The 20,566-nt window shown below is 45.6% G+C and carries 23 protein-coding genes; 7 read left to right on the top strand and 16 right to left on the bottom strand.

Annotated elements, in window-relative coordinates; genetic code table 11:
- Nucleotides 1-258: 258 nt before the first annotated feature.
- The 4 genes from rpoH to ftsY all read right to left on the bottom strand — a co-directional run bounded on the left by rpoH (nucleotide 259) and on the right by ftsY (nucleotide 4,282).
- Nucleotides 259-1,116, bottom strand: a complete 858-nt coding sequence (rpoH, locus tag MSG34_RS23395) for an RNA polymerase sigma factor RpoH (RefSeq protein WP_017055518.1) — start codon at nucleotides 1,114-1,116, stop codon at nucleotides 259-261.
- A 177-nt stretch (nucleotides 1,117-1,293) separates the two neighbouring features.
- Nucleotides 1,294-2,262, bottom strand: coding sequence for a permease-like cell division protein FtsX (gene ftsX, locus MSG34_RS23390; protein ID WP_017061038.1), 969 nt, complete (start codon nucleotides 2,260-2,262; stop codon nucleotides 1,294-1,296).
- Nucleotides 2,249-2,926: a cell division ATP-binding protein FtsE gene (ftsE, locus tag MSG34_RS23385; protein ID WP_004736585.1), complete on the bottom strand. Its 678-nt coding sequence runs from the start codon at nucleotides 2,924-2,926 to the stop codon at nucleotides 2,249-2,251. Before ftsE ends, ftsX begins: the two co-directional genes overlap by 14 nt.
- 78 nt (nucleotides 2,927-3,004) lie before the next feature.
- The gene (gene ftsY / locus MSG34_RS23380; protein WP_248339547.1) at nucleotides 3,005-4,282 is read right to left on the bottom strand and encodes a signal recognition particle-docking protein FtsY; all 1,278 of its coding nucleotides are present in this window, start codon (nucleotides 4,280-4,282) and stop codon (nucleotides 3,005-3,007) included.
- A gap of 230 nt (nucleotides 4,283-4,512) precedes the next feature.
- Between ftsY and rsmD the strand changes: the two genes are divergently transcribed.
- Nucleotides 4,513-5,115 carry a 16S rRNA (guanine(966)-N(2))-methyltransferase RsmD gene (gene rsmD, locus MSG34_RS23375; RefSeq protein WP_017066764.1) on the top strand — a complete coding sequence of 201 codons (603 nt, stop codon included), beginning with the start codon at nucleotides 4,513-4,515 and terminating at the stop codon, nucleotides 5,113-5,115.
- A 10-nt stretch (nucleotides 5,116-5,125) separates the two neighbouring features.
- Nucleotides 5,126-5,392, top strand: coding sequence for a DUF1145 domain-containing protein (locus MSG34_RS23370; RefSeq protein WP_016784000.1), 267 nt, complete (start codon nucleotides 5,126-5,128; stop codon nucleotides 5,390-5,392).
- Nucleotides 5,393-5,509: 117 nt separating this feature from the next.
- Here the strand turns inward: MSG34_RS23370 and MSG34_RS23365 are convergent, their stop codons facing one another.
- The 4 genes from MSG34_RS23365 to MSG34_RS23350 form a co-directional block, all read right to left on the bottom strand.
- Nucleotides 5,510-6,094 carry a YhgN family NAAT transporter gene (locus tag MSG34_RS23365; RefSeq protein ID WP_017063768.1) on the bottom strand — a complete coding sequence of 195 codons (585 nt, stop codon included), beginning with the start codon at nucleotides 6,092-6,094 and terminating at the stop codon, nucleotides 5,510-5,512.
- Nucleotides 6,095-6,325: 231 nt separating this feature from the next.
- Nucleotides 6,326-6,562, bottom strand: a complete 237-nt coding sequence (locus MSG34_RS23360) for a YecH family metal-binding protein (RefSeq protein WP_017061034.1) — start codon at nucleotides 6,560-6,562, stop codon at nucleotides 6,326-6,328.
- Nucleotides 6,563-6,652: 90 nt separating this feature from the next.
- Nucleotides 6,653-7,273 (bottom strand): lysoplasmalogenase, encoded by a 621-nt coding sequence (locus tag MSG34_RS23355; protein ID WP_248339546.1) that lies wholly within the window; start codon nucleotides 7,271-7,273, stop codon nucleotides 6,653-6,655.
- A 926-nt stretch (nucleotides 7,274-8,199) separates the two neighbouring features.
- Complete coding sequence (locus MSG34_RS23350; RefSeq protein WP_004736595.1) at nucleotides 8,200-8,574, bottom strand: hypothetical protein; 375 nt, start codon at nucleotides 8,572-8,574, stop codon at nucleotides 8,200-8,202.
- Nucleotides 8,575-8,818: 244 nt separating this feature from the next.
- Here MSG34_RS23350 and MSG34_RS23345 point away from each other — a divergent pair, with 244 nt between their 5' ends.
- Nucleotides 8,819-9,148 carry a DUF2500 domain-containing protein gene (locus MSG34_RS23345; protein WP_017061032.1) on the top strand — a complete coding sequence of 110 codons (330 nt, stop codon included), beginning with the start codon at nucleotides 8,819-8,821 and terminating at the stop codon, nucleotides 9,146-9,148.
- A 60-nt stretch (nucleotides 9,149-9,208) separates the two neighbouring features.
- On the opposite strand, the gene MSG34_RS23340 is transcribed toward MSG34_RS23345, so the two are convergent.
- The 7 genes from MSG34_RS23340 to rhtB all read right to left on the bottom strand — a co-directional run bounded on the left by MSG34_RS23340 (nucleotide 9,209) and on the right by rhtB (nucleotide 15,713).
- Entirely contained in the window at nucleotides 9,209-10,222 is a 1,014-nt protein-coding gene (locus tag MSG34_RS23340; protein WP_017061031.1) for an acyltransferase, read from the bottom strand.
- Between the two features lie 160 nt (nucleotides 10,223-10,382).
- Nucleotides 10,383-11,603, bottom strand: a complete 1,221-nt coding sequence (gene arsJ / locus MSG34_RS23335; RefSeq protein WP_248339543.1) for an organoarsenical effux MFS transporter ArsJ — start codon at nucleotides 11,601-11,603, stop codon at nucleotides 10,383-10,385.
- Nucleotides 11,604-11,699: 96 nt separating this feature from the next.
- The gene (locus tag MSG34_RS23330; protein ID WP_017061028.1) at nucleotides 11,700-12,191 is read right to left on the bottom strand and encodes a cyclin-dependent kinase inhibitor 3 family protein; all 492 of its coding nucleotides are present in this window, start codon (nucleotides 12,189-12,191) and stop codon (nucleotides 11,700-11,702) included.
- A 21-nt stretch (nucleotides 12,192-12,212) separates the two neighbouring features.
- Nucleotides 12,213-13,214, bottom strand: coding sequence for an ArsJ-associated glyceraldehyde-3-phosphate dehydrogenase (locus MSG34_RS23325; RefSeq protein WP_017061027.1), 1,002 nt, complete (start codon nucleotides 13,212-13,214; stop codon nucleotides 12,213-12,215).
- A 174-nt stretch (nucleotides 13,215-13,388) separates the two neighbouring features.
- Nucleotides 13,389-13,730, bottom strand: a complete 342-nt coding sequence (locus MSG34_RS23320) for a metalloregulator ArsR/SmtB family transcription factor (protein ID WP_048610763.1) — start codon at nucleotides 13,728-13,730, stop codon at nucleotides 13,389-13,391.
- 99 nt (nucleotides 13,731-13,829) lie between these two features.
- Nucleotides 13,830-15,050, bottom strand: coding sequence for an EAL and HDOD domain-containing protein (locus MSG34_RS23315; RefSeq protein ID WP_050622211.1), 1,221 nt, complete (start codon nucleotides 15,048-15,050; stop codon nucleotides 13,830-13,832).
- Nucleotides 15,051-15,095: 45 nt separating this feature from the next.
- Entirely contained in the window at nucleotides 15,096-15,713 is a 618-nt protein-coding gene (gene rhtB / locus MSG34_RS23310; RefSeq protein WP_048610767.1) for a homoserine/homoserine lactone efflux protein, read from the bottom strand.
- A gap of 81 nt (nucleotides 15,714-15,794) precedes the next feature.
- Between rhtB and MSG34_RS23305 the strand changes: the two genes are divergently transcribed.
- Both MSG34_RS23305 and MSG34_RS23300 read left to right on the top strand, forming a co-directional pair.
- On the top strand, nucleotides 15,795-16,775 hold the full coding sequence (locus MSG34_RS23305; RefSeq protein ID WP_248339541.1) for an alpha/beta fold hydrolase: 981 nt from the start codon (nucleotides 15,795-15,797) through the stop codon (nucleotides 16,773-16,775).
- Nucleotides 16,776-16,957: 182 nt separating this feature from the next.
- Entirely contained in the window at nucleotides 16,958-17,785 is an 828-nt protein-coding gene (locus MSG34_RS23300; RefSeq protein WP_017061022.1) for a Cof-type HAD-IIB family hydrolase, read from the top strand.
- Nucleotides 17,786-17,872: 87 nt separating this feature from the next.
- On the opposite strand, the gene MSG34_RS23295 is transcribed toward MSG34_RS23300, so the two are convergent.
- Nucleotides 17,873-18,340, bottom strand: a complete 468-nt coding sequence (locus MSG34_RS23295; protein ID WP_017633148.1) for an EVE domain-containing protein — start codon at nucleotides 18,338-18,340, stop codon at nucleotides 17,873-17,875.
- A gap of 39 nt (nucleotides 18,341-18,379) precedes the next feature.
- On the opposite strand from MSG34_RS23295, the gene MSG34_RS23290 reads away from it, so the two are divergent.
- Together MSG34_RS23290 and MSG34_RS23285 are read left to right on the top strand one after the other, a co-directional pair.
- On the top strand, nucleotides 18,380-19,924 hold the full coding sequence (locus MSG34_RS23290; protein ID WP_248339539.1) for a hypothetical protein: 1,545 nt from the start codon (nucleotides 18,380-18,382) through the stop codon (nucleotides 19,922-19,924).
- A gap of 2 nt (nucleotides 19,925-19,926) precedes the next feature.
- The gene (locus tag MSG34_RS23285; RefSeq protein WP_248339537.1) at nucleotides 19,927-20,523 is read left to right on the top strand and encodes a DTW domain-containing protein; all 597 of its coding nucleotides are present in this window, start codon (nucleotides 19,927-19,929) and stop codon (nucleotides 20,521-20,523) included.
- Nucleotides 20,524-20,566 lie beyond the last annotated feature (43 nt).

Genomic DNA, 20,566 nt, shown 5'->3' with positions numbered 1-20,566 from the left:
CTGATCTAACTGTGGGTTAACTGAAACATATCCCCACTCGAAAAACCCCGTCAAAGCCTTACTACACCCTGCTTTTAGACAGCTGACGAATAAACTTCTCACAGAGTTATCCACAAAATCATTTTGCAAATTTCGATCGCAAAAGTTGAGAAATCGATCCAAAACAAAAAGGCCGAGATCTCTCGATCTCGGCCTTTTCAAAATTCAGCTATTTGTTAGCTCTACTAGAAAGTAGAAGCTAATAGAAACTAGAAGCTATTAGAAATCACCAACGGCTTGTTTCAATTTCTTCATCGCATTCTTTTCTAACTGGCGAACACGCTCAGCAGAGATACTGTAGGTATCCGCTAAGTCTTGCAGTGTTGCCTTGTTGTCGTCTAACCAACGTGAGCGAACAATGTGTTGGCTACGCTCGTCTAAGCTTGCTAGTGCTAGCCCTAGGCGATTATTGGTGTGTGACTCCCAGTTAGCCGCTTCAACCGTCTCAGCAACGTCTGACGCTTTGTCTTCTAGGTAGTAAACTGGAGCAGTATAAGCAGAACCGCCATCGTCATCGTCCATAGGCGCTTCAAACGTCGCATCTTGTGCTGCTAAGCGAGATTCCATCTCACGAACTTCTGAAGGCTCAACACCCAGTTCACGAGCAACCGTCTCAACTTCACCGTTATTGAACCAACCCAAACGCTTTTTAGACTTACGAAGGTTAAAGAACAGTTTACGCTGTGCCTTAGTGGTCGCAATTTTAACGATACGCCAGTTACGTAGAACGTATTCATGGATTTCAGCTTTGATCCAGTGAACAGCAAACGAGACGAGACGAACACCAACTTCTGGATTGAAGCGCTTAACAGCCTTCATCAAGCCGATGTTACCTTCTTGGACGAGATCAGCCATTGGCAGCCCGTAGCCAGAGTAGCCCCTTGCAACGTGCACCACGAATCGTAGGTGGGAAAGGATCAAGCCTTTCGCAGCGTCGATCTCACCTTTGTAATGTAATCGCTCTGCAAGTCCACGTTCCTCTTCAGGTGTCAGCATTGGGTAGCTGTTCGCTGAGCGGATATAGCTATCTAAACTATCTTGTGTGACTAAAGCCATTTGATACGCTTGGTTTGCCATTCGGTTCCTCATCAATCTCTGATCTGGAGTAATACATCTATTAAAACCCGACAATCTTGAACCTAAAATGAACAGGTTTCAAGGAGGGGGAAGTAATTATGCATAATCAATTCGTCTATACAAGGCAAAAACTGGTTAAGAAGTGCCTATTTTTCGTCTAAATATGACTCTATTCACCTAGACTGGTTCAATTTCTTTTAGGTGACGCTGTGCAGAAAGCTTCGCAGCCACACTACCAAGCAGGGTTCCGACGATCAAAAGCAGTAAAGATTCATCCCAACTCAGACCAATTAAACGGAAGTGGCTGTCGTATAGCTGAGCCAAGTCATCCACTGCGCTGTTCAGCAATACGGTAATCAATGCCGTCATTACCCAAGCGCTAATCGAACCTAAAACGCCAAACCACATCCCTGCATAAAGGTATGGTCGAAGAATGTAGCTGTCGGTCGCACCAATCAGCTTCATGGTTTGAATCTCTTCTTTATGCGCCAACACATTAAATCGTAGTGTATTGCCGATAATCAGAAATACCGCGCCCAACATCAATACCGTTAAGGTAATCACGATGACCGCTGCTAATGCTTTGATCGCATCTAATCGCGCTAACCAATCTTCGTCTAGGCGAACATCGGTGACTAATTCTTGTTGTTTAACTGTGCCTGCCAGCTCTTTAATTAAGGTATCGCTGTGTACGCTTGGCGTAATCACCAGAACACCTGGCAGTGAGTAATCGTCGAGGATGGTTAGGGCGTCTTCAAAACCAGAATACTGGCTGAGGTCTGCAAGCCCTTGCTGCGGAGAAATGTACTCCACCAGCTCAACTTGATCCCAACTTTCGATTTCATCCTTGAGCACCATTACTCGTGGCTCAGGAATACCATCCTCTACATAAGCACTTATTTGTGACGGGCTAGTGACATCTTGCGCTACTTCACCCACATTTTTACCTAATAGGTACAAACAAGCTGGCATCGCCAACGCCATTGAGATCACCGCAAGGGTCAGCAAGTTGCCTAACGGGCGCTGCCACATTTGCGAGAACGATGACTTGGCTTGTTTCCAGTGAACAACAAAGAAGCCGTCGCTTGAAGCGCGGTTTGCTGCTCGATTAGATTGAGGTTTTTTGATGCGCTTATTCGCGGCCATAATCTTCAACCTCACTCAAAAATCCTTGGTTTAATTCAAGATGGCGGTACTGAGGGCGAGTGTTCACTAACCCGATATCGTGCGTCGCTAGGATGATCGTCACACCTGCGCGGTTGAACTCTTCAAACAAGCGTAATACACGGTTAGATAATTCAGGGTCTAGGTTACCGGTGGGCTCATCGGCTAAAAGCAGAGTTGGACGGTTAACCACGGCGCGAGCAATACCCACGCGTTGTTGTTCACCACCCGAAAGTTGGCTTGGCAAGCAACGGGCTTTATCTAATAAACCGGTTTTATCCAACGCAGCACTGACTCGGCGTTTTATTTCGTTTTCAGAAATAGATTCAATACGCATAGGCAGAGCGACGTTATCGAAAATCGAACGGTCCATCAGCAGGCGGTGGTCTTGAAAAACAATTCCAATATTACGGCGTAAGAAAGGAATGTCTTTGGCTGGGATACGAGTGATATCGTGATCGTTGAACCAGACACGTCCATCGGTTGGACGCTCTATCGCGCAGATCAGCTTCAGCAAGGTACTTTTACCAGCCCCAGAGTGCCCACCCAAAAAAGCCATCTCTCCACGTTTCAGGTGAAAGTCCACTTTTTGGAGCGCTTGTCTTCCACCTCGGTAGGCTTTACTCACTTGCTGAAATTTGATCACCGAAAATTCCTCTTACGATCACTAATATCAAATTTAAAAACGGTAGCAGATTAAGGATAAACCACTTTGCTACTCGCGTTACTCTTCGCGGCTAAATAGTGCTTCAATGAAGTCTTTAGATTCAAATGGACGCAGATCATCAATACCTTCACCCACACCAATGTAGCGGATTGGAATCTGGAACTGGTCAGCAATTGAGAAAATGACACCACCTTTCGCCGTGCCATCTAGCTTAGTCAGTGTAATACCCGTTACTGGAGCCACTTCACTGAACAGCTTCGCTTGGCTGATAGCATTCTGACCTGTACCGGCATCGAGCGTTAGCATGATTTCGTGTGGTGCAGAGTCATCAATCTTCTTCATTACACGAACAATCTTACGCAGCTCTTCCATCAGGTTGCTCTTGTTCTGCAAACGGCCTGCCGTATCGGCAATCACAACATCAACGCCACGCGCTTTCGCAGCTTCAATCGCATCGTAGATCACAGACGCACTGTCCGCACCAGTGTGCTGAGCGATAACTGGCACATCGTTACGCTGCCCCCAAACCTGAAGCTGTTCAACGGCTGCTGCACGGAAGGTATCACCCGCCGCTAGCATCACTTTCTTGCCTTCATTTTGGAATTGTTTCGCCAGCTTACCGATCGTAGTTGTCTTACCTACACCGTTCACACCCACCATTAAGATAACGTAAGGTGTTTTAGTGGTATCAACAACCAGTGGCTGTTCCACTTGGCTTAAGATGTCTGCCATCTCTTCTTTGAGCAGACCATAAAGCGCTTCACCATCTTTTAGGTCATTGCGAGATGCTTTTTCTGTCAGGTTTTCAATGATCTTAACCGTGGTATTCATACCCACGTCAGCGATCAGAAGTTGCTCTTCTAGCTCTTCAAACAGGTCTTCATCGATTTGCTTGCCTTTGAACAGACCAAAGAAACCCGCACCGATGTTTGCTTTAGTGCGGCTTAGGCTGCGCTTGAGGCGAGCAAAGAAGCTTTCTGTTGGCTTTTCTTGAACTTCTTCAACCTTGGCTTGCGGAGCAGCCACTTGTTCCTGTTCTGCTTCTGCTTCTGCTTCTGCTTCTGCTTCTGCTTCTGCTTCTGCTTCTGCTTCTGCTGCGACAGGTTGCTGCTCTTGTTGAGTCTCTTCAAGCGCTTGGTCAGATTCAACTGATTTAGATTCAATTGGCTTAGTTTGTTCAGCTTCAGGCGTGACCTGTTCAGCCTCAACTTGTGATTCAACTTCAGTTTGATCTTCAACGCTTTCTACGTTCGCTTCATTCTGAGTTTTTGGGCTTTGTTCTTCTTCACCAAAACCAAGCCACGATAATAATCCGCGCTTCTTTTTTTCCGTCATCAGAGGAGTTTCCTAGATCTACTAATTAGCTGTATTGACTTAATACACGTCGACTCTTTGCTATTGTTATACAATACAAGCTTGTACAAACGAATAGTAAAGAAAAATGACAAAGCAGTGATAAGTTTGCTTTTAGCTTGATACACTTTGTCATTGCAAATTTATTTAATACACGAACCCACTTAAATTGGGCTCGGTATAGTATCACTTTATTAGCGGTCAAAAAATCTATGGTAAGACGTCGCCAGCAAAACACATCACAAAAAAAGCCATCCGGAGGCTTTGTTCGAATTATTAGTGGCTCATGGAGAGGTAGAAAGCTGCCTGTTCATGATTTAGAAGGATTACGCCCAACCATTGACCGAGTAAAAGAGACACTCTTTAACTGGGTGGCTCAAGATATCCCACATTCAACTTGCTTGGATGTATTTGCCGGTTCTGGTGGTCTAGGTTTTGAAGCAGCTTCTCGCCAAGCAAAAATGGTGACACTGCTCGAAATGAATCAAAAGGCGGCTAAACAGCTTTCTGATAACGCGAAAGAGCTCAAGGCAGACAACATTAATGTCGTGAATACTGATGCTATCTCTTTCCTTAAGAAACCAGGCACTCCTTACGATATGGTTTTCCTTGATCCACCATTTCGTCAAGGCTTACTGGCAGAAACAGTACAACTGCTTGAGAGTAATGGTTGGCTTGCAGACAATGCCATCATTTACGTCGAGACCGAGAAAGAACTGAAACTCGAAGCGATGCCAGAGAACTGGGAATTGCATCGCGACAAGACCACCGGACAGTCAAGCTACCGACTGTTCAATCGAATCACTGAAGAATAGGAGTTATTGAATGAAGTTCTTGCTTCCATTAGCAAAAGCAGCCATCGCCTTTGTGTGGTTTATCTTAATCGTAAATATTTTCTACCCGTTCCCGGGTAATGCTGCGATTGCGCTTTATATCATGACAGCGTTCTTGTTCTTCATGCACGGCCTGCAGATGCTGATTTTCATCGGTGCATTCGGCGATAAGATCGAGATGTCACGTTGGGAGAAGTGGTCAATATTGATTTTCGGTGTCTTCGCCTTACTCGATATCCGACGCAAACACATGATGTAATCGAGCTTAAGCTCAGATATAAAACGCTTAGCTACAGAAAGCATCATGACAGAAACAGTAAAGACAAAAACGCCGCTCATTTGAGCGGCGTTTTTTTATTCAGCAATGATATTTATGTTAGCCCATGTAGCCTTTCACACCATCGAGGAACATTTGAGTCGACAGCATAACCAACAACAAGCCCATCAAGCGTTCGATGGCTTTAAGGCCCCTCTCACCCAGCACTCGCAGGAAGAAGCCATTAAACATCAGAATAAAGAAGGTAGCACCCCAAGCCAGCATCACAGCACCTGAAAGCTCTAACATATTGTCAGGGTGCTGTGTCGACAACAGAATCAATGCCGCAATCACTGAAGGGCCAGCAATCATTGGGATCGCCATCGGCACAATAAACGGTTCTTCACCCGCCGCGAGGCCAGTAATACTACCCGCACTTGGGAAAATCATCTTAATCGCGATGATGAACAGAATAATACCGCCAGAGATACTCAAGGTTTCAGGCTGCACGTGCAGGAAGTTCATGATGCTTTGACCAGCAAACAAGAACAACAGCAGGATAACCAGCGCAAACATCAATTCACGAACAAGAACAATACGGCGACGCTTCGGATCAATATGCTTAAGGATAGAGAGCACGATTGGTAGATTGCCAAGCGGATCCATAATAAGAAACAGCATGGTTGCTGCAGATAAAATTTCCATAAGTTTGTCTCGAAAAGCGTAAGTGCGCGGAGTATAGCAGCCTCAACATTGATTTTCGAACGCAGTAATAAAAGGATTAACTTATGTAATTAGAAGGGAATTTTGCGAGAGCAAATAGAAAGGTAGAAAGAAGAAAAGTAAAAAGAGAATTTAAAGAGTGAAGCCGAAACGTCGCATCCACTCTTCTTATCTATAAAGGCCAAAAGGCGCTAAAAACCAAGTCACTGGGAATCAGTGGTTACACACACGTTCGCGATTAGTGCAAAGCTTGTCATCAATAACCACGACCTTTTCCATCTTCAGGAAAAACTTCAGCAATCCATCTAAATCCAGGCCGTTCAGCTTACACGTATGAAAACGCGCTTCTGCGCCATAAGTTTGAGCGAGTTCTTGCGTCAACTCTTCACGAGTCAGTGGCTTTTCACTCAGTAGGTTTAAAACGTTGTGTGCATGAATTTCGGTAGTCATAACTCTATCTCATGTTTAATGAACTAGACGTAGAGTACCTACTTTCATCTGAGCTGCCTTGATGTAGCTCAGAGTTAAGTTAGCTCTACCCTAAATGGTAAGGGAAGCAACAATGAGAGCGTGAGCCAGAAAGTAACTGCCCGTCACCCAAAAGTAGGCACCCTTAATTGGGCTACGATAGAAATTTAGCGCGTACGCCAATGCTGAAAGCAGCAACACGACACAACCTGCAAAACCGACCGCATGCGACAGTTGAGGATCAATTAACCAGAGCTCACCAGAAGCCCATGCAAGCTGAATAAGCACGATACCCATGATAACTACAGGAAAGACGAGTTTGTCTAAACGAGGCAGAAGCAAGAAGAAAGCAACGACACAAGCCGCCAACAGCAGCGCGAACAACCACCAGACCATTTCTCCTGATAGCTGTAGCCAAAATGCTTTGCTGTAACAGAGCTGAGCCAGCAAGAAGCAAACAAAATGCAGTGGACGTTTTTGAGTAACAGTATGCAAGACATCTGCGATCGCAGAGACCGCCAACCCAGCAACGACCCAATAGGTAAAATCAGCAACGACAGATTGAGTTAAAGCAATGGTCGCTAATAATACATAGGTAAAAACCTTATACGATAAGGCCTGACCGATATGTCCATGTTTCGTTCCTGCTATTGCTCCGATACCAGACAAGGAAACCGCCAACCAACTCCACATACCATTTGCCCTATTGCTTTAAATCGTCGCCAGTCTAGGCACACGAGTGTTGATGTAAAGCCTCAGCCCCTCAAAATTGGATCTTGATTACGCTTCCACTAAAAAGAGTCTCTTTAGATTGAAGTCGTAACAATTACCACCATGACAATGGCCATTCGTTTAAAACTAGAACGAATCATCACAAAACCCATTCAAACTAGCCTTAGAGTCACCATACTTGAATTTTGGCCAATTCTAACCTATCAGCCTCACAAAAACCGGCCAAATTCCGGCAAATACCACACTTAAAAAATTAAAATAACCACATTTAAAGCAAACAATAACAATAACTTAAATAAACAAACCCAGGCTTAATAGGAAAATAAAAACACCAACCAAGCCTAGACTTGCAAAGTAGCCAGTTTTCTTTTTTAAATCCCAGTTTTGTCAGGTTATTTCAAGCCCCCGGTAAAAATCGCCACAAAAACCAAGCCGAAAATTTAAAAAACCAACCAAAACCAACCTAGCCACCACCAGCCCTTATTAATGCAGTTTAACAACCTTTAACAATATAAATTACACAAAACAACCATTATAAAACAATAGGTTAAATCAAATTAGAGCAAACATAAATCACAACGAACAAAATAAGAACACACCATAAAACACAGTTAAATGCAGCCAAACAAGCCAAAAACTCATAGTTTTCTACTACTTTTAAAGCTTTCGAAAGTAATTCTTGATCTAAAGCCATAAGTAGTGCTATTCTTTAAAACATAGCGAGAGACAACCAAATTTAGGAGTAGTGTTATGATTTCATCTTCGCAAAGACAAGGACTTGTAATGATCGCGGTAGTTGTAGGTCTAATGACACTACCGATGATGTACTAAGCAAGTTACAGATAAAAAAGGGACGCCATGAGCGTCCCTTTTTTTGTTCGATTTTTTTACTTCGAAAACAGATGCAGTGTTAGCACATCCCAGTTCGCATAATAGAAACCTGCGGCAGCTAAAGTCATTGCCATCATCAGTAAGATCGCAACTCGCCAGATAAAACGACCACTACGTGGAGTCAGCTCCTTCTCACAGTCGTTACACATCATGATGAACTTATGTTGGTCTTCCAACTTAGCCTCATGTTCATTGACTACCTTGTTACGACACGTTGCGATGTAGCGCAGCTTGCTCACCATATCGTGCGGTAGCCTTTCTTCACAGCTTGTTACAAGCTCATGCAATCCTTCGCCTTCGGCATGATATTGAAGCCTCAATAATTTCTCTATATTGCGAGTTCTTGTCACCACTTTTTCAATATCGGTCATCTTGGCTCTCCCACTCCACACTATAATTCTAGTCGAGCATTTCCCTATTCTTATACAAAATCACTGTTATTTACGAGAGAAAGAGACAATAAATAACAATGCTTTATCCCAAACTGGCCATTAAATGTGATGTCTGCCGAAAAATATTCAGCTTGGCTTACAACAGTTCACGAATAACAGCTTTAAACACATATCCCTATTGCCTGAAAGACTAGAATAACCATCACGACTACATGGAGGTTATATGCCTAATTCACTCTTTTTTGCCATCTTTGCACTCGCTGCTCTAGCGGCTTGGGTATTTATTGGTTTCTATCGAAAACACTCGCAAGGTGAAAATGCGCCAGAGAAGAAAGTGAATGTCACTGTGTTAGACAAACAATCCATCGACCTTCCTGACGCAGAACCTGGCCAAGAAGATCAAGAGTACTGGATTTACGTTCAACGTGGTGTGGTAGGTCCGAAGCGAGAATTCCAAGTCGGCATCCACTACTTTCACGCCCTGAACCCTGGCGACAAAGGAACCTTAACCTACCAAGGCGATAAGTTCTTACACTTTGCGTTGAAGCGCTAAACGTCAGCCGCTTCAACTGTCTCCCCTAAGTAATCCATCAGAAAGCCTTAGCAATCACCGCTAAGGCAATAACCAACGTGTTTTCTCTGACTTAGACACCAACCAGCTCATCCATAACGCGCCAGCTCCGCTGATCACAATCCATAATGGAATAACCCATGCCGGATGTCCTTGGTACCAACCAAACTCTTTCATCGGCCACAAGAAAATCGGGTGCAGCAGGTAAATACCTAAGCTGTGCTTACTGATAAAGCCAACCACTTGGTTACTCTTCTCAGAAAGGCCTTCACCATAGTAACGGCATACCATGAACACCATGCTCGCGGCTAATACGGTATTCAACGTTTTGTAAGATAACCAGCGCCCTACCGTGTACTCTTCTGCCACCAAGCTTGCATCAACGACCATGTAAACCGTGGTTAGTAACGCTAGCCCACCCAGTAAAACACTCACGCCAACTGTCATCTTGTTAAGTGGCACAATCTTATACAGCAAGTAACCCAATGGTAAGTAACCGGTGTACAACCACAATTCGTGGCTCCAAGGGCCATCGATTTTCAGTAAGAACAATAACGTTGTGAACAACCATACCGCTGTAAAGGCATAGACCGATCTATCACCGTACTTTCTAACCATGATCTGCAAGAACGGAATCACAAAGTAGAGCGGGATGAAGTAATAGAAGAAACCAAGGTGGTAATAGGTGTAATGATGGTAGCTATTAAGCAACACATCCCAACTGACGTCGGCATCAAAACCCATTGCCGACCAACCCGACAGATAGGTATAGAAAAGCGACCAGACAATGAAAGGTATCAGTACCTTGCCCAGACGACGCTTGAGGTAGTATTTGGCGTCAAACGGGCGCTGATCACTTAGCATCAGTGCACCAGTAATCAAGATGAACACAGGTACTGCCCAGCGGCTGAAACCGTTTACCGTAATGGCAGTAAGCCATTCACCGAAAGGAATAGTGCCCAATTCATTGCGATAAGGCGCCAAAACATGAATCGCGATAACCGCTACGGCCGCGACACATCGTGCTAAATCAAAAAAGAGAATTCGCTGCTTCATGTAAATGCCTGATTAATATTCAATCATTCTACTATAGCAATAAAAAAGCTGACCGGAATAAATACCAAGTCAGCTTAGTGTTAAAGGAGATGCTTATCGCGAATTTAGCTGATACGACGCTAGCTTATGCGACTTTGGCTCTCAATCATGCGGCTGAAGCTTATGCCGCTGAGATTTGCGGCACTTTCGGTAAACGCAGAGAGATCACCGTCGTTATCGCTAAAAATGCGAAGGAAACCCACAGACACGCAGACAAACCTGCCATTTGGAATACCAAGCCCGACAATATCGTACCAATCAAACGGCCCATCGCGTTTGCCATGTAGTAGAAACCGACATCAAGAGAAACGCCATCACCTTTCGCATAACTCACAATCAAATATGAGTGAAGTGATGAGTTCACCGCAAAGATGGCACCAAATACCATCAAACCACCCACGATAACGAGCTCTGGTTGCCAACCAATCTGTACTGCATAAGCGATAGCAGCGGTCACGATAGCCAGCGCACCGGCCCATAACAGCGCAGCATGCCCATCGGGCACCTTGCCTTGAGCTTTACCAGTAATCTTCGGCGCTATGCCCTGTACAAAGCCATAAGCGATAGTCCAAGCAGCTAAGAAACCACCAACCCATGAGTGATCCCAACCAAACACACTGCCTAGGTAAATCGGCAAAGCAATCACAAACCACACATCACGAGCGCCAAACAGGAACATACGTGCTGCGGATAGGATGTTGATGGATTCAGACTTAGAGAAGATCTGTTTGAACTTAGGTTTAGTTTTCGCTTTACCCATGTCCGCTTCTAAGCTCAACACACTGCCAACGAAGACCAATGCCAACACGGCTGCCATCGCAAGCACTGCATATTGGAAGCCAATCGTTGAAAGCAGTAAACCGCCAATAAAGAAGCCTGCACCTTTCAGGGCATTCTTAGAGCCTGTCAGAATTGCAATCCACTTATACAGCGCGCCTTGCTGTTCATCCGGCACTAAGGTCTTAATTGAGCTCTTGGCGCTCATCTTATTGAGGTCTTTAGCGATACCAGACAAGGCCTGCGCCACCATGACCCAAGGAATAGTCAACATCGCCGTTGGCACCGCGAGCATACCCAAGGCGACAACTTGCATCCCCAAACCAATGTTCATGGTCTTATTGAGGCCAAGACGTGCGCCCAACCAACCACCGATTAGGTTCGTCACCACACCAAAGAATTCATAGAAAAGGAACAGCGAGGCGATCTCTAACGAACTGTAGCCAAGGTCGTAAAAATACAAAACCACCAGCATACGAAGTGCACCATCAGTAATGGTGAAGTTCCAGTAGTTGAAGGTCACCAACATGTATTGGCGAACGCTCTTACTTAGATTTGAAAACATAATGCTATCTCTGCAACCAAAACAAAAAGAGCTTTTGGATCATGATAAGTTCAACACTCCAGATACCAAAAGCTCCCTGTCTAACACTGATGACTATTAGCTATTCGCTACGCCATTAATGTATTCAACCTGGATAGGTTTAGTGAAGGCACCTGGACGCAGTGCCTGCACCTCTTGAACTACCTTGCTCAAATCCCAGCCTTTTTCTAACAGTAGGTGAGCTGCGAACAAACCAGTGCGACCAGAGCCGCCCATACAATGCATTGCAACCTTGCCGCCGTTATCGACGATGTTATGTAGCTCAGGGCTAGCTGCTTGCCACTTCGCAGCAAAACCAGCACCCGGTGCACAGTCGTCTTCAATTTCGATCTGGAACCATTGCATACCTAACGCACGTGTTTTTTCACCAAGTGCCGCCACGTCTTTGCTTGCAAGCTCATGGTCATCAAGTGCTGTCACGATAGCTTCAACGCCTTGCTCTTTTAGCTGAGCCAGTGATGCATCAAGCGTTGCTTCTTTTGTGCCTGGGCACGGAGTAAGCACTAGCGCACCTTGCTCTAGGTCTAGTTGCCATGTTGGATGTATCATTATATCTTCTCCAGATTCTTATTAAGCAAGGCCAACGGTACGAACAAGCTCAGCGGTACGTGTTGCGTAACCCATCTCATTGTCGTACCAAGCGTAGATCTTAACCATGCGCTTACCGACCAACATCGTTGATAGTGCATCCACGATTGTTGAGCGTTGGTCGCCTTTGTAATCGATAGAAACCAGTGGACGCTCTTCAAAGCCAAGAATACCTTTTAGTTCATTCTGAGACGCTTCTTTCAGCATCGCGTTAACTTCTTCTGCCGTGGTGTCTTGCTTCACTTCGAAGATGATGTCTGTCAGAGAAGCGTTCGCTAGCGGTACACGAACTGCGTGGCCGTTGATGCGGTTTTCTAGCTCAGGGAAGATCTCAACAATCGCTTTGGCGCTGCCCGTCGTTGTTGGGATAAGACTCATGCCACATGCACGTGCGCGGCGTAAGTCTTTGTGCGGCGCATCAAGAATAGTTTGCGTGTTAGTTAAATCGTGAATAGTGGTGAAGGCTGCGTTCTCGATACCAAGCTTCTCGTTGATCACCTTAACCACTGGCGCGATACAGTTCGTTGTACAAGACGCTGCCGTTACGATTTTGTGTACCGCAGGGTCGAAGATATTGTCATTCACACCAACAACGATGTTTGCGATGCCTTCTTCTTTCACTGGCGCCGATACCACAACACGTTTCACGCCCTGCTCTAGGTATTTGTTTAGGAAAGAGGTCTTACGGTGAACACCTGTCGCTTCGATAACCACATCACAACCAGACCAGTCGATCGCATCGATGTCGCGCTCTTGTGTGGTCTTGATGCGCTGGCCATTAATGATCATCTCATCGCCTTCTGCAGTTACTTCGTGGTGAAAGCGACCTTGAACTGAATCAAATTCTAGAAGGTGGGCCAGTGTTGTTGTGTCGCCAGCAACATCGTTAATTTGAACAAATTCTAGCTCATCCCAATCGAATGCTGCGCGAAGTGCTAGACGGCCGATACGACCAAAACCATTAATACCTACTTTGACTGTCATTTTCTGTTCTCTCAGTTAATTGCCTTCATATTTGAAGCCGCAGCGTTGTTGACTACGTTCACTTACCGGAGCGCCGGCCGCCCTAATTACATAGAGCCAACTATGCTCATAGGGATAAGTTCACTTGTCGCCTAGCTGCAACTCCAACTATTTCGGCATTAAGTTTTAATGTATTTAAACGCAACATACTGGGCGTGAGTTCATCGACTCTAAGCGCTCAATATCCTGCTGGTATTCAGTTTTCAAACAGTTCGATGCGATAAGGTCATCAATTAACTTTAGCATCCAACCCGGTAAATCTTTTGACAGACGGTAAAAAACCCACTGCCCTTGGCGAACGTCAGTCAAAATGCCGTTTGAACGCAACTGCGCAAGGTGGCGTGAAACCTTTGGCTGACTTTCTTGTAATGCCTGAGTCAACTCACCAACAGAAAGGCACTCTTGGCGCACAATCATCATTAAGCAACGCACTCGCGTTTCATCAGACAGTAATTTAAAAAATTGGTGAGGAAGCATAACTATATACTCATATATGGATGTGCGTATATATTAGTTATAAAAAAACGCACGTCAAGGCGTGCGTTTCAATTGTCATAAAAGTTTAACGAAGAAATATCAGAGCTTGTTAGTCACGGTATGGCTCCAACGGCGAGCTTCAGTAAGCTCCGTTTTGACCTGATCCACGCTTAATCCTAAATCAGCGCAGTGCTCATCAATCTGTTGCCAATCGGCATGTTCAAAGCTCTCTTCAAGTGCGAGCAAGGTACCATATGGCCCTTCTCTACGAAGCAGAGCCACCTTGATACTTTTACACAAAGGCAGTTGCTCAACTAAATTCTCTAACGATAGGTCGAGCAATGCATCCAGCAACGAGAACAAACCAATCATAAAGGCTTGCTCGGTATGTCCTTCAAATGCCTGATAGCGAGACATACGCTGACAAAACTGTGCTCGCTGCAAAGACAAGCCATACAACTCTTTCGGTTTTTTATCCGAGACGTAAGACGCCACCGCCAGCGAGACAAACATTTTCAGTTTTTCTTGCCCTAGGTACACCAAGGCCTGACGGAATGAAGAGATGGTCACTTCTAGACGAGGCGACATGGTGTTCACAAAGCGCAGTAGCTTATAAGACAAGGCGACATCTTTCGCGACGATACTCTCGACACGCTGAAAGTCGACATCGGGCTTACACACTTCTTGGAACAGCTCCATGGCAATCACTTGCTCTGGGCTAATGTACTTAGTCTTGATGATTTCCGGCTTGCTAAAGAAATAGCCTTGGAAGAACTTAAAGCCCGCCTCTTTGGCTTGCTGGAATTCTTGTTCGGTTTCGACTCGTTCAGCAAGAAAGCTAAACTTTTTCCCTTGATGTGCTTTGACCAAATCACACGCCTCATCCAAGCCCATCTGCATGATATCGAGCTTAACAATATGCGTGTATTTGAGGAAACGTTCCCATTCTGGCGTCGAAGTAAAGTCATCTAGGGCAATCATGTACCCCGCTTGATAAAGCTCTTTAACGGCTTCTAATAATTCGTCGGTCGGTTGGCAGGTTTCAAGGATCTCAACCACCACCTTGTCTTTCGGCAAGCTCAAAGGCAACCGACGAATCAAGCTTTGGTAAGGGAAGTTAATAAAGCAGCGTGAAGATGGGATCGATGGGTTAAGCCCAACCGACAAGAAGTTCTCAACGATCAGACGATACGTTGCTCGATTAGACTCTATATGCGCTGGATAGGCATTCCTTTCTCCGTCACGAAACAGCAGCTCATAACCAAGCGTGTTCTTCTTACGGTTTAAGATAGGTTGTCGAGCAACGTAGGTAGCGGTCATTTCTTGATAACTCTAATTGGTTTAACTTTAACTCTATTGCTTTGATTAGGCTTTGGCAGCAGCCAGCAATGCGCCGCAGCCCATGAACATACCACCAAAGATTTTATTTATCTTACCCATTATGCGATCTGAACGAATAAAACGTCCCATTTGTGAAGCTAATGAGGTGTAGCCCAACATAACAACGCTATCAATGAATACCGTTGTAACACCTAACACTAATAATTGCGGTGCTTGCGGCTGTGTCGGATCGATAAATTGAGGGAAAAGAGCCACCAAAAACACAATAGATTTTGGGTTGGTAAGGTTAATCAGCACCGCATTTCTAAGCAGCTTGCCACTCGATAGCGTCGAGTTTTCTTGTGAAGCCACTAAGCTAGAGTTGTCACGCCACTTTTGAATACCCAACCAAAGAAGGTAAACCACGCCCACCCACTTGATGATGGTGAATGCCAACGCGGATTGAGCCACTAATGCACCAATGCCCGCGCCCACCAGCATAATGTGGAATGCAAGACCGAGCTGTAAGCCAGCGATCGACGCGAGTGACTTCTTGGTGCCATAACTTAGCCCATTGCTGATTGAGTTAACGGTACCTGAGCCCGGAGCCAAACTAAACAATATCGCCGTAACGACATAAGCAAGCCAAACATGAGTATCCATTTGCATTTCCTTACTAGTTCTTTAATCTAACAACATTAGTAGCGATAAAGCTCTCACACGCATCAGTTCAGGTAATTTCCCATGGAAAACCACAGTGCCACCCTGTTTTCATACACGCAAGAACCTGAGTTCGAGCAAGCGATTAAACACCCGATCTCCACCCTTTGGCAACAACGAAAAGATGGGTATGTAACAACATCCGGTAAAAAGAAGCTGTACTGGTGTAGCCTGACTTCAGAGACTCATACCAAGGCGATTGTTATTTCAAATGGCCGCATTGAGTGCTGCCAAAAATACCAAGAACTCTTTTATGACTTCTATCAACAAGGCTATGACGTTTATTCATTTGACCACCAAGGTCAAGGCCAGTCTGAACGTATGGTAACAGACTCTGACATTGGTCACATTCATGAGTTTGATGATTATGCATCTGACATGTCTGACGTCATTGCCAGTTTCGATCTCAGTAAGTATTCCAATCGCTACCTGCTCGCACACTCAATGGGCAGCACCATAGCCACCCGCTACCTACAAACTCATCCAGGCCACCCATTTGATAAGGTGACTCTGTGCGCTCCGATGTTTGGTATCAATACCGAGTGGTACCTGAAACCTATCGCGATGATCGTTGGACAAGTGCTCACCGCTTTTTATACCAAGCCGACTTACGCGCCGGGCCAGCAAGCATATTATTCGAAGCCTTTTGAAAACAACTTACTAAGCCACAGCAAGGTTCGTTATCAGTGGTTCCGTCGCTTATATGACGAGTCTCCATCTTTGCAGGTGGGTGGACCAAGCACGCGTTGGGTGTGGCAAGGGTTAATGGCCGCCAAGCAAGCGATTCAACAAACTCGTCAAATCAAGATCCCTCTGCTATTGATTCAAGCTGGGGACGAAAAGATTGTCAGTAACAGTGCTCAAGTAAAGTTCATCTCTAAGCTGAAGAAAACCAACTCTGATTGTCAGTTTAAGTTGGTTGAGGGTTCTAGGCATGAGGTGTTGTTTGAGCAAGATGAATATCGCAATCAAACACTGGATGCGATCAACCAGTTTTTCGCCTAAAGCTAATAGGCTAAGCAACCTACCAAAAAAATAAGCGCTAAAGAGGAAGAGAAGTAAGTGAGCTTTGCCCTCTTTTCTTGCATGAATTTGGCATACAATTTCTACCTAGAGATATTGTAGTTAAAACGATTCTAGCGCTGGCTAGCGTCAATATTGGTTAAGCATTTTGCAATGAGGGTTAAATGAGTATTCCTGCACTAAAAGATTCCGTGAAAATTGTTGCTTCTGATTTAGATGGTACGCTTTTGGCTCCCAACCATCAGCTAAGCGACTTTACCAAGCTAACGCTTAAGAAATTACACGACCAAGGTTATACCTTCATCTTCGCAACGGGTCGTCACCACGTCGATGTGGCGGGTATTCGTCAGATAGCAGGCATTCCGGCGTACATGATCACTTCAAACGGTGCACGCGTGCATGACCAGAATGATCAACTAATGTATAGCCAGAACGTACCTCAGGAACTCGTTCAGCCGGTTATTGATATTGTTCGCCAAGATCCAAACCTCTTTATTCACATGTACCAGAATGAAGATTGGCTACTAGACCGTGAAGATGAAATGTTGGCTAAATTCCACAGCGAATCTGGCTTTAGCTACAAGCGCTTTGAAGCTGAAAACGCACCAAGCGAAGGCATCGCGAAAGTCTTCTTCACACACCCAGAACAAGACCACGAATATCTCGTCACGTTTGAACAAAAGCTAAGAGATGCTTTTGGCGACAAACTGAACATCGCCTTCTCTACACCTTGGTGTCTGGAAGTGATGGCCGCTGAAGTCTCTAAAGGCCACGCTCTAGACGCTGTTGCAAAATCACTAAACCTGACACTGGATAACTGTGTTGCCTTTGGTGATGGCATGAACGACGCTGAAATGCTGGCTATGGCGGGTAAAGGTCTAATCATGGGTACATCACATGAGAAAGTGATGAAAGCACTACCAGACAATGAAGTGATTGGCAGTAACGCAGACGATGCCGTTGCTCACTACCTAGAAAAGCACCTGCTCTAATCTCGCTCGTTGAAGATATCGGAATAAATAAAAAGGCAGCCAACGGGCTGCCTTTTTTGAACCTTACGTAAAAAGCTCTCTCTAACGCTATCGAGAACCTAGCACTTCTTTGCTTAAGATTGCCTGCCACTCTTGTTCGGTAACCGGCATGATGGATAAGCGATTACCGCGTTTCACCAATGGCATTTCGGAGAGTTCAGGCATGGCTTTAAGCGTAGCCAAAGGAATCAAGCGCTCAGTCACTCGCACAAACTCGACATCCACCATAATCCAGCGCGGGTTATCGGGTGAAGACTTAGGATCGTAGTAATCACTCTCTGGGTCGAACTGAAAGTGGTCTGGGTAGGCTTCTCTGGTTACTTTAGCGATCCCCGCTACGCCAACTTTTTTGCATGATGAGTGGTATATCATCACCAAATCTCCAAGCTTGACGTCATCACGCATCATATTTCGAGCCTGATAGTTGCGTACACCCTCCCAACAAGAGGTTTTTTGTACTCTCAGGGTCTGAATAGAGAAGGTGTCGGGTTCTGTTTTAAATAACCAATATGCCATAATAAATCCAATTAACGGTTGCTCCGAGGAAGATATAACATGAAGGTAATGAAAAACCCAGTGACATGGCTAGTCGCGTTCGCTCTACAAGGCTGTGTTACGGCACCTGATACGCCGCAACAACCTGAACAGCCCCCAGCAACCTTGGATGAGCCACTGAGCATTCAACCACAAACCTTCATCATGCGTGGTCAGGTGGTGGTTGGTCACGAAAGTCGAACCTTCACGCCTTGCGGCAGCCAACAACAATACTGGTTAGACTTATCTCCAGAGTTAGCGCTAGAAGCACAAGGGCTCTCAACGAGACCTTACCAAGCTTTATATGGCGAGCTGATTGGTCACCTAACCGTGCCGAGCCAAACGGGTTATAATGCAGACTTCACAGCCCGTTTCGTGGTTGATCAAGTGAACATCCTAACCGCAGAGAACCCAGAGCGCTGCGACCAACCACTGCGTTCAACACGAGTATTTGGTAATGAACCCTTCTGGTCAGCAACCTTCGATAAAGACCAGCTCAAATATACTAAGATGGGCGAACAGCCACAGACCCTCGATATTGAATCAAGCCGCACCACATCGAGCAGCCGTGATTACCAATTAGAAGGTAAAGCAGCACAAGGCAAACTCAACCTTACGAAAGAGAGCTGCAGCGACGGCATGAGCGACTCTATCTATGGATGGCATGCCAAACTTAACCTCAATGACAGTGACTACAATGGTTGTGCGACAGTCTCTAACCAAGATCCAACACTGGATTGGAGCGGGCTCTACTTCGCTAGCTCAACGCAAAACTCAGGGTTCTCTATCAACCTTGAACTCAGCGATGACCACAGTGCTATCACAACTTATTCATACAGCAATGGAGACCCTTCTATTGTTGAACAGGGTTTCTGGCAGCAACTGAACCAAAATCAGGTACAAGTGGTTATGACTCGCCACCAGCAACAGTATTTGATCTCCGAGCGCATCTTCACACTCGATAATGGCAAGCTAATCGCTGAAAAAGAGAAAGTGGGTAACGTGGTGTATCCGATTGCCAATGGCGGTCTGGTGCTATTCGAAGCTAAGAGTGCGCAAGCGCAAGTAAACACCACCGCTAACGTTGATCTAACCGCAAAACAGGTGAACTCTAGTGATCAACTTGATCCCAAAGTCGACCAAGCGATCCGCGAGTATTTTAAGATCAACAACAGCTCACCTGACGATACCAAGTACCGCTGGTTAACCTACGACCTCAACGGCGACGGTAAAGAAGAGCTGTTCGCCCAACTCGATTGGTGTGGTTCTGGTGGCTGTACACTGCTAATTTTCGAAAACCATCAAGATAACTGGCGCTTCAATAGCCGAGTGACACTGGTTAAGGGCGACATACGCTTAGGTAAATCGCAAAACCATGGCTGGCAGGATCTGATCTTCAACGTCAGTGGCGGCGGTGCAACACCGGCGAAACACACACTGTCATACTCTGGAGTCAGCTACCCGCTAAACCCAAGTGTCGCTCCAGTTGCAGATGATGCTGATATCAGCGACGTGGTTTTGTTTGCTGATGGTATCTCACCCGCACAAAGTGGAGTGAAGCTGTAAACATGAGTAACCAACAAGCTTGCCCTGGTTGTGGCTTCACTCACCAATGTATTTGTCACCTGATACCTAGTGTCGAAAGCCAAATCGATCTTGTACTGCTCACTCATGAGAATGAACTGTCGCGCGATACCAATACCGGAAAGCTACTTCAGCAATCCCTTGAGCAGTGTCAGTCCTTGGTATGGCAAAGGAAAACACCACCAGCGGAGCTCATCGCGCTACTTGACGATGAAACACGACAACCGTTTCTGCTATTCCCAAGTGATAAAAGCATCGAGTGCCAGCAAGCCGTGATGACCCAAGCCCAGAGTCGTAAGCCGCTATTCATCATCTTGGATGGCACATGGCAAGAAGCGAAGAAGATGCTTAATAAGAGCTCGTGGTTACAAGCCGTTCCGCAAGTTCACCTCGACATCACCAGCGAATCCTCATACACCTTGCGCCGCAATCAAGACAGCGGCCACTTGTGTACTTGTGAAGTGGGTATTGAGTTACTCAAATCTTTAGGTGAAAGCGAACCTGCCAAGCTCATTGATGACTACTACCAGCATTATCTAAAAGTCTTCCACGCCGACAAGTGTGGCCACGCCCTCAAATAGACCAAGCAGGCGTGCGCGAAGGCAATAAACACATTTCAGGACG

The sequence above is a fragment of the Vibrio sp. 1CM2L genome (genome assembly GCF_023161695.1).
Taxonomy (GTDB): Bacteria; Pseudomonadota; Gammaproteobacteria; order Enterobacterales; family Vibrionaceae; genus Vibrio; species Vibrio coralliirubri.
Note: the sequence above shows the minus strand (reverse complement) of the source record. Positions and strands in the feature narration are given on the sequence as shown.